This window comes from Hydrogenophaga sp. (assembly GCF_048549895.1).
Taxonomy (GTDB): domain Bacteria; phylum Pseudomonadota; class Gammaproteobacteria; order Burkholderiales; family Burkholderiaceae_C; genus Hydrogenophaga.
The window spans coordinates 1-6,868 of record NZ_JBLYYB010000118.1 but is presented as its reverse complement, the minus strand read 5'-3'; the positions used below and the strand labels follow the sequence as shown (position 1 = coordinate 6,868).

The window sequence follows — 6,868 nt, the reverse complement described above, 5'->3', positions numbered from 1 at the left end:
TCGCCGCCGGGCCGCCCCAAGGCGAAACAGCCCCCTCGGGGGGCAGCGACCCGCGCAGCGGCGGAGCGTGGGGGCAAGGTGTTCACTGCCAACTGCCCACATCGGCATCGCGGTTCTCTCCGCCCGGCTGGCCGTCGGCGCCCAGTGAGAGCACGTCCACCTCGCCCTTGAGGCCCGGGTTGAGGTATTGGTACGGGCGGCCCCAGGGATCGGCCGGCAGTTTGTCGAGGTAGGGGCGCCAGTTGGGCGGCACCGGGCCGGTGGTGGGCTTGGTCACCAGGGCGTTGAGGCCTTGTTCGCCGGTGGGGTAGCGCTGGTTGTCCAGGCGGTAGAGCTTGAGCGCCTGCATCAGGTTGTTGACGTCGGTCTTGGCTGCGGTCACCCGGGCGTCGTCGGCACGGTCGAGAACGTTGGGCACGATCAGCGCCGCCAGCACGCCGATGATGACCAGCACCACCATGAGTTCGATGAGGGTGAAACCCCGCTGCACAGCGCCCACGACGCGGTGTGGCAGGCAGCCAGGAGGGGTGTGTTGGCGGTGGCTGGTCAAGATCGGGCTCCCTGAAACTGGCATGGGTGCAAGAGCGCAGAGGCGCTTGCTGGCGTGTGGCCCCGCCTGGGCTGAAGGGGCCAAAAGATCATAATCCGCGCATATGAAACTACGTCCTACGCTCGGTCATCACACAACCTTGATGGAAAGCCCTGCCGCGCTGCAGGGTGCCGGGCGTCGCGCGCCAGCGTGGGTGGCGGGCCTGTTGTGGCTCGCGGCAGGCCTTGGTGCGGGCTACTGGGTGTTGCTCGCCGCCGGGCGCTCGCCGTTCACGCCGCCGAGCGTTGCAGCCCCGTCGGCGATGGAGGTGGACAGCGTTGCCGTGGCGCGGGTGCTGGGGGCTGTGCCGCAGACTGCGCAATCGCCCGCTGCCCCCGTGATCACGGGCACTCAGTACAGCCTGTCGGGTGTGGTGGCTGCCAACGCGCCCGACGGCGCAGCGCTGATTGCGGTGAATGGTCAGCCGCCTCGGCCGTACCGGGTGGGCGCGTTGCTGGAGGGTGGTCTGGTGCTGCAATCCGTGACGCGCCGGGGCGCACGGCTGGGTGCATCGGTTGACGGCCCAGCCACCATCGAGCTGAGCCTGCCCGCGACTCCCGCCGCGCCTTCCTGATGTGAAGGCTCCCACGCCAGGCGGCGTGGGAACTATCGCTCCAGCAGACTTTGCGCGGCCAGCAGCATCGGCCAGGCCATGAGCGCGCCCGTGCCCTGACCAATGCGCAGGCCCATGTCAAGCAGCGGCTGCGTCTGCATGTGGATGAGCAGCAGGCGGTGCCCGGCATCGGCCGCGCGGTGGGTGAACACCAGGTAGTCCACCACGTCCGGGCACAGACCGCGTGCCACCAGGGCCGCAGCACCGGCCACGTAGCCGTCCACCAGCACCACGCGGCGTTCGCTGGCGGCCTGCAGCATGGCGCCGGTCATCATGGCAATCTCGAATCCGCCGAGCGCAGCCAGCGCTTCAAACGGACCGATGGCGTTGCGGTGGCGCGCGGCGGCTGCCGACAGTTTTTCCACCCGCTGCACATGGTGTGTGTCGTCCAGCGCGCTGGCCTCGGTGTCGTCGCGGCCAAAAGCGTCCACCAGCGGCACACCGCACAAACGCGACAGCAGCAAGGCCGCGCTCACCGCATTGGCCACACCCACGTCTCCCAGCGCGAGCACATTGCCCGGCAGGTGGCGCACCACGTCCATGCCGGCATGCACGGCCGAGACCGCCTGCGCGGTGGACATGGCCGGTCCGAGCAACACATTGCGGGTGCCGTAGGCGATCTTGCGCAGCAGCAGTGAACCGCGCAGTTTGGTGTCACCCGGTGCAGAAATCGGCTTGGCCATGCCCGCGTCCACCACGGTGAGATCAAAACCGTGCAGCGCAGCAAGCGCATTCACCGGCGCCTGACCGCGCAGCAGCTGCATCACCATCTCTTCCGTCATCGTGGGCGCCATCGACGACATGCCTTCGTCCGCGATGCCGTGGTCGGCGGCAAACACCACCAGCTGTGGCGAGTCGAATGCCAGCAGGTCGAATTCGATGGACATGCCGTTCTGCGCGCGCGCCAGCTGCAACACCAGCGACTCCATGCGCCCCAGGGCGTGCTCCGGCGAGCCCCGGGGTGCCAGGCGTTGGCGCAACGCAAATTCGAGCATCGTGTCTGACGTGCTTGCCACCGGCGGCAACTTCAGCGCATCCGGCAACGCCGCCGAGCGCTTGGTGATCGGAGCAAAGATGGGGTCTTGTGCCATGGTGCGATCCGCTGCGCTCAGCTCTGCAGGAACAGGCGGTAAACGGGGTTGTCGGTCTCTTCCACGCAGGGATAGCCCAGCGTTTCCAGAAACTTGTCGAAAGCCTTGTGGTCTTTGGCCGGCACCTGCAGGCCCACCAGAATGCGCCCGTAGTCCGCGCCCTGGTTGCGGTAGTGAAACAGACTGATGTTCCAGCCCGGTCGCATCAGGCTCAAAAACTTCAGCAGAGCGCCCGGGCGCTCCGGAAAAACAAACCTCAGCAAACGCTCGTCGTTCGCCAGCGGTGAATGCCCGCCCACCATGTGGCGGATGTGTTCCTTGGCCAGGTCGTCGTGGGTCAGGTCCAGCGTCTGGAAGCCGTGTTTGATGAGGTTTTTGGCGATCTTTCCCGACTCGCCTTTGCCCTGCGTGGTCAGGCCTACGAACACATGGGCTTTGCTGCCGTCGTGGATGCGGTAGTTGAACTCGGTCACGTTGCGCGGGCCACCCGGCAGGTCGCCAATGAGCTCGCAAAAGCGCCGGAAGCTACCGCGCTCCTCCGGAATCGTCACGGCAAAGAGTGCTTCGCGTTCTTCGCCCACCTCGGCCCGCTCGGCCACAAAGCGCAAACGGTCGAAGTTCATGTTGGCGCCGCACAGAATGGCCGCGTAGGTCTTGCCGCGCGTCTTGTGGGTCGCCACGTATTGTTTGATGGCCGCCACCGACAGCGCGCCCGCCGGCTCCACGATGCTGCGCGTGTCCACGAACACGTCCTTGATGGCCGCGCACACCGCGTCGGTGTCCACCGTGATGAATTCGTCCACCAGACCGCGGGCGATGCGGAAGGTTTCTTCACCCACCAATTTCACCGCCGTGCCGTCGGAGAACAGGCCCACATCGGCCAGCGTGGTGCGCTCGCCTTCGCGCACCGAACGGATCATGGCGTCCGAGTCGTTCATCTGCACGCCGATCACCTTGATCTCCGGGCGCAGCGCCTTGATGTAGTTCGCCACACCCGAAATGAGACCACCACCACCGATGGCCACGAACACCGCGTCCAGGTGGTCCGAACCCAGACTCTGCAACTGCCGCAGGATTTCCATGGCAATCGTGCCCTGGCCGGCGATCACGTCGGGATCGTCGAACGGGTGCACAAACGTGAGCCCTTGCTTTTTCTGGAGACCCACCGCGTGGTTGTAAGCGTCGGTGTAGCTCTCGCCGTGCAGCACCACCTCGCCACCAAAGCCGCGCACCGCATCAATCTTCACCTGCGGTGTGGTGGTGGGCATGACGATCACCGCGCGCGTGCCCAGCTTGCGCCCACTCAGCGCCACGCCCTGGGCGTGGTTGCCGGCCGACGCGCAGATCACACCCTTCTTGAGCTGCTCCGGCGTGAGGTGCGCCATCTTGTTGTAGGCACCCCGCAGCTTGAAGCTGAACACCGGCTGCTGGTCTTCGCGCTTGAGCAGCACCGTGTTGTGCAGCCGCTCGCTCAGGTTGCGGGCGGGCTCCAGCGCCGATTCGACCGCCACGTCGTACACCCGGGCGGTCAGGATTTTTTTCAAGTAGTCGGCCGGCCCCAGGTCGGTGGCGGGCGAGGGCGGGGTCTGTGCTGGGGGTTTGGCGGCGCGGTTTGTCATACAAATGTTCTCCAGCCGCATCATATCGGGGCGAAAAAAAGCCCGGACTGGCAGAACCGGTCCGGGCTTGAATCCACCCACGGGGGGGTAGAGGAGACAACCTTGCATACAATGCCGCGAGTATATCGAAGCCATGTTGCGACGCAACATGTGTCGTCGTTTTTTAGCGCTTTCTAGGGCGCTGCCCCCAACTCCGTCACCCCCCCCTTTTTTTGCTTCACGACTGGATACGCCCATGGAATGCACCGTCACCTGGACCGGCGCAGCCGGTACCCGCTCCCACATGGGTTTTGTGGCCGAAACCGGCAGCGGCCATGTGATCACGATGGACGGCGCGCCCGACGCCGCCAAGCCCGAGAACGGTGGATCCAACATGGCACCCCGCCCCATGGAAACCGTTCTGGCCGGCACCGGTGGCTGCACCGCCTACGACGTGGTTCTCATCCTCAAGCGTGGCCGCCACGACGTGAAAGGCTGCAGCGTGAAGCTGGAAACCGAGCGCGCTGAAGTCGACCCAAAGGTCTTCACCAAGATTCACATGCACTTCACGGTGAGCGGGAAAGCCATTCCGCCGGTCGCGGTGGAGCGTGCCATCGCCATGAGCCACGACAAATACTGCTCGGCCAGCATCATGCTGGGCAAGACGGCGGCCATCACCACCAGCTTCGACGTGCTGGAGGCCTGAGCCAGCGGCTCAAATGCGGTGCGCCACCGTCGTCATGACCTTGGCAGCCAGCTTCATCAGTCCTTTCACCGGCGCCGGCAACTCCACCGCCCCCGCGCCCTGAGCCTCGCGTGCGTGCCGGGCCTCGTCCTGCTTCATCTGCGCGACGATGGCGCGTGAAGCGTGGTCGCCCGCAGGCAGGCGTTCCATGTGCTCTGCCAGGTGGGCCTCCACCTGGCGTTCGGTTTCCACCACAAAACCGAGACTCACCCCGTGCCCCAGGCGCCCGGCCATCAGCCCCAGGCCAAAGGCGCCCGCGTACCACAGCGGGTTCAACAGCGAGGCGCGCGCGCCCAGCTCGTCCAGCCGCGTCTGGGTCCAGGCCAGGTGGTCCGTTTCCTCTTTGCCAGCCGCTTCCAACTGAAGGGCCAGCGCCTCGTTGGGCCGGGCCGACTTGCCCGGCCAGCGCGCCGTGAGCGCCTGCGCCGTGTACAGGGCCTGGGCACACACCTCACCGACGTGGTTCACCCGCATCAAGGCACCAGAGAGGTGCTTTTCAGCATCGCTGAGTTCGTGGTCGGTCGCCCGCTCCGGCACCGTGGGGCAATCGCGCGAGGCCCTCGGGGTCACGAACAAGGTTCTCAACGCCGAGTCGGTGGCATTGATCAAGGCGTCTGAAACAGTGCTCATGGAAAGTCCGTCCACGTGAATGAAAAAGCGATGCTGCCACGGGCGTGGCGAACACACCGAGCGATGTTGCAACGCACACCCGGATCATCGGAAACGCCGGGCTGAATACCCCGCAAAGTATCTGCCAATGAATGGCTTAAGGGTAACTACCGAGTGCGTCGCGGTGGTGCAACAGAAGCACCATCCAAGGGCGCCAGAAAGACAGAAATGCGGTTTCCACCGTGGCGCCCTCCATCACTTTCTGATGCAATCCATTCAACCTTCTGATGGAGGTCGGCTCGGCGGCACAGACCACCAGTCCTTATTCAACCCTTGGAGAACCTTTCCATGAAAAAGACCCTGATTGCTTTGGCCGCCCTGGCCGCTACCGGCGCCGTGATGGCCCAGTCTTCCGTGACCTTGTACGGCGTGGTTGACGTTGGTTTCACCAGCGTGAACAACAGCGGCACCGGCAGCACCGACAACACCGGTTTGACCAGCAGCAACATGACCACCAACCGTCTGGGCTTCCGTGGCACGGAAGACCTCGGCGGCGGCTTGAAGGCAAAGTTCCAGATCGAAACCAGCTTGGCTGCTGACGCACCTGCCGCCAGCTCGATCGGTGATCGCGGCGCCTGGGTTGGCCTCGAAGGTGGCTTCGGTGAAGTGCGTCTGGGCCGTGAGTACTCCACGACCTTCTGGTCAGGCTTCCTGTTTTCACCATTTGGCACCGGCGGCGTGGGTAACGGCTTCGGCTTTGCCAACCGTGTTGTGGCGCACGGCGCCACTGGCCAGGCCAACCCAGTCTGGAACAGCAACGCCATCACCTACAGCACCCCACGCATGTCTGGTTTCCAGGCCCATGCTCAGTACGCGTTTGACGAAGTGGCTGCCGCTGGCAACGACGCAGGCCGCAGCGCTGGCATTCGCTTGAACTACGCTGCTGGTCCTTTGATGGCTGAACTGGCGTACAGCGACACCGATGGTGGCGCGACGTTGGCAGCCGCTAGTCCCGTGTTGGGCCTGACCACCAGCGCTGACCACAAGTCGGTTGTCGGTGGCGTGTCGTACGACTTTGGCGTTGCCAAGTTGATGACCAACTTCGGCCAAGAGAAAGCCAACAACACAGCAACTGGTGCCGCTATTGCCAAGGTCACCAACTTTGAGATCGGCGCAGTTGCTCCAGTTGGCCCAGGCCGTTTGCGCGCGTCGTACAACTCCTCCAAAATTGACGTTGTTGGCTTGGCAACTGATCCCAAGATCACGAAGTTTGCAGTCGGTTATATCTACGACCTGTCCAAGCGCACCGCTGTCTACGCGACGGTTGCTTCGCTGAAGAACAAGAACGGCGCGAACCTGGCTCTGAACGGCCCTGCATCCACCAACTCGGCAAACGGCCGCTCGACTGGCTACAACGTCGGTATCAGCCACGTTTTCTAATCTCTGCGGAAGACGGTCCGGCTTCGGACTGTCGAGTTCTTCAGATCAAAAGCCCGGTTCTCTGTGCCGGGCTTTTTTCTTTGGAATGACCCGTCCTGCCAGAGGTTGACACTTTTTCGTGAAAGAAAAGGCAAGTCAAATGGAATCAGGCATCAAGCGCACGCAGAGGGACTACACGCTGGC

At 64.2% G+C, this 6,868-nt stretch carries 7 protein-coding genes; 3 read left to right on the top strand and 4 right to left on the bottom strand.

Going from position 1 to position 6,868, the window contains the following annotated elements; all coding sequences use genetic code 11:
- Positions 1-82: 82 nt before the first annotated feature.
- Positions 83-550: a type II secretion system major pseudopilin GspG gene (gene gspG, locus ACN4F8_RS12385; RefSeq protein WP_419473874.1), complete on the bottom strand. Its 468-nt coding sequence runs from the start codon at positions 548-550 to the stop codon at positions 83-85.
- Between the two features lie 103 nt (positions 551-653).
- Here gspG and ACN4F8_RS12380 point away from each other — a divergent pair, with 103 nt between their 5' ends.
- On the top strand, positions 654-1,163 hold the full coding sequence (locus tag ACN4F8_RS12380) for a type II secretion system protein N (protein ID WP_419473873.1): 510 nt from the start codon (positions 654-656) through the stop codon (positions 1,161-1,163).
- A gap of 32 nt (positions 1,164-1,195) precedes the next feature.
- Here ACN4F8_RS12380 and ACN4F8_RS12375 read toward each other — a convergent pair whose 3' ends face one another.
- Together ACN4F8_RS12375 and ilvA are read right to left on the bottom strand one after the other, a co-directional pair.
- The gene (locus ACN4F8_RS12375; RefSeq protein WP_419473872.1) at positions 1,196-2,293 is read right to left on the bottom strand and encodes a nicotinate-nucleotide--dimethylbenzimidazole phosphoribosyltransferase; all 1,098 of its coding nucleotides are present in this window, start codon (positions 2,291-2,293) and stop codon (positions 1,196-1,198) included.
- A 17-nt stretch (positions 2,294-2,310) separates the two neighbouring features.
- The gene (gene ilvA, locus ACN4F8_RS12370) at positions 2,311-3,912 is read right to left on the bottom strand and encodes a threonine ammonia-lyase, biosynthetic (RefSeq protein ID WP_419473871.1); all 1,602 of its coding nucleotides are present in this window, start codon (positions 3,910-3,912) and stop codon (positions 2,311-2,313) included.
- Between the two features lie 235 nt (positions 3,913-4,147).
- On the opposite strand from ilvA, the gene ACN4F8_RS12365 reads away from it, so the two are divergent.
- Complete coding sequence (locus ACN4F8_RS12365; protein WP_419473870.1) at positions 4,148-4,597, top strand: OsmC family protein; 450 nt, start codon at positions 4,148-4,150, stop codon at positions 4,595-4,597.
- Positions 4,598-4,606: 9 nt separating this feature from the next.
- On the opposite strand, the gene coq7 is transcribed toward ACN4F8_RS12365, so the two are convergent.
- On the bottom strand, positions 4,607-5,266 hold the full coding sequence (gene coq7, locus ACN4F8_RS12360; protein ID WP_419473869.1) for a 2-polyprenyl-3-methyl-6-methoxy-1,4-benzoquinone monooxygenase: 660 nt from the start codon (positions 5,264-5,266) through the stop codon (positions 4,607-4,609).
- Between the two features lie 327 nt (positions 5,267-5,593).
- Here coq7 and ACN4F8_RS12355 point away from each other — a divergent pair, with 327 nt between their 5' ends.
- Complete coding sequence (locus ACN4F8_RS12355) at positions 5,594-6,685, top strand: porin (protein ID WP_419473868.1); 1,092 nt, start codon at positions 5,594-5,596, stop codon at positions 6,683-6,685.
- The last annotated feature ends 183 nt before the right edge of the window (positions 6,686-6,868 follow it).

Coding starts and splice junctions, on each gene's coding strand:
- ACN4F8_RS12375 (WP_419473872.1), bottom strand. CDS start 2,293: ATGGCACAAGACCCCATCTTTGCTCCGATCACCAAGCGCTCGGCGGCG.
- ACN4F8_RS12380 (WP_419473873.1), top strand. CDS start 654: ATGAAACTACGTCCTACGCTCGGTCATCACACAACCTTGATGGAAAGC.
- coq7 (WP_419473869.1), bottom strand. CDS start 5,266: ATGAGCACTGTTTCAGACGCCTTGATCAATGCCACCGACTCGGCGTTG.
- ACN4F8_RS12355 (WP_419473868.1), top strand. CDS start 5,594: ATGAAAAAGACCCTGATTGCTTTGGCCGCCCTGGCCGCTACCGGCGCC.
- ilvA (WP_419473871.1), bottom strand. CDS start 3,912: ATGACAAACCGCGCCGCCAAACCCCCAGCACAGACCCCGCCCTCGCCC.
- ACN4F8_RS12365 (WP_419473870.1), top strand. CDS start 4,148: ATGGAATGCACCGTCACCTGGACCGGCGCAGCCGGTACCCGCTCCCAC.